The organism is Streptomyces sp. SID14478 (assembly GCF_010548525.1).
In the GTDB taxonomy this organism is placed as follows: Bacteria; Actinomycetota; Actinomycetes; order Streptomycetales; family Streptomycetaceae; genus Streptomyces.
In genome coordinates this window covers 1-1,165 of sequence record NZ_JAAGMG010000499.1, presented here as the reverse complement: position 1 = coordinate 1,165, position 1,165 = coordinate 1, and the positions used below count along the sequence as shown (strand labels likewise).

The 1,165-nt window shown below is 76.1% G+C and carries 1 pseudogene; it reads right to left on the bottom strand.

Features of this window, described 5'->3' with window-relative positions:
- A pseudogene (locus tag G3I40_RS16415) lies at window positions 1–1,165 on the bottom strand (hypothetical protein); the annotation flags it as partial.

Genomic DNA, 1,165 nt, shown 5'->3' with positions numbered 1-1,165 from the left:
GGGTCGTCGACGCGTCGGCCGCGGCCTCGGTGCGCAGCCGCTCCGCCTCCGTCTCGGCCTGCGCCTGCAGCGTGCGTACGCGCTCGGCGGCCTCGGAGCGCAGCCGCTCGCTCTCGTCGGCGGCCTCCCGGCGCAGCCGCTCGGACTCGGCCCGTGCGTCGTTCAGCGTCGTCTCGGACGACGTCAGGCGCTCCTCGGCCTCCGTGTGCAGCCGGGTCAGCTCGCGGGCCGCCTCGTCCTGCCGGGCGCTTATGGCGCGCTCGGCCTCGTCCTTCAGGGACTGGGCGGCGCTCTCCGCCTCGGACCGGGTGGTCTCGGCCTGCTCCTCGGCCTCGGTGCGGTAGCGCTCGGCCTCCGCGCGCGTGCGCTCCAGCGTCTCCTCGGCCTGCTTGCGCAGCGACGTGGCCCGCTCGATGGCCTCGGTGCGCACCCGCTCGCTCTCGGCGGTCGCCGCGGCCCGCAGCTCGTCGCCGTCGGTGCGCGCCTTGGACAGCAGCTCCTCGGCGGTCTTGGCCGCCTCCTCGATCTGCTGGACGGCCTCGCGGCGGGCCTCGGCCCGGATCCGCTCGCCCTCCTCGACGGCCTCGGCCCGCAGCTGCTCGGCCTCGCCGCGCAGCCGGCGCGCCTCCTCCTGCAGCTCGACGGTCTTGGCGCGGTACTCCTTGGTGTCGTCCTTGGCCGCGCCCTTGAGCTCCTCGGCCAGGTCGTGCGCCTCGCCGCGCAGCCGGTCCGACTCGGCCTCCGCCTCGCGGCGGATCCGCTCGGCCTCCTCGGTGGCGGCCTTCGTCGTCGACTTGGCTTCCTCGGAGGCCTTGTTCAGGACCTCCTCGGCGGTGCGGGCGGCCTTCGCGAGCTCGCCCGCGGTCTCCTCCGCCGTGACCGTACGGGCCTTCTCCTTGGCCTGCGCGATCAGCTGCTCGGCCTCGGCGCGGGCGTCGGCGACGAGCTGCTCGGCCTCCGACTTGACGCTCTCGGCGTCCTTGGTGGCCTCCGCGACGAGCCGGGCCACCTGCTCCTTGGCCGTGCGCGTGCGCTGCTCGTTGGCCGACTCGGCGCCCGCGAGCTGCTTGGCCGCCGCGTCCTTGGCCTCGGTGAGCACCTTCTCGGCCTCGGCGCGGGCCTCGCGCAGCGCGGTGTCCGCCTCGGCGATGCGCTGCTCGGCGGC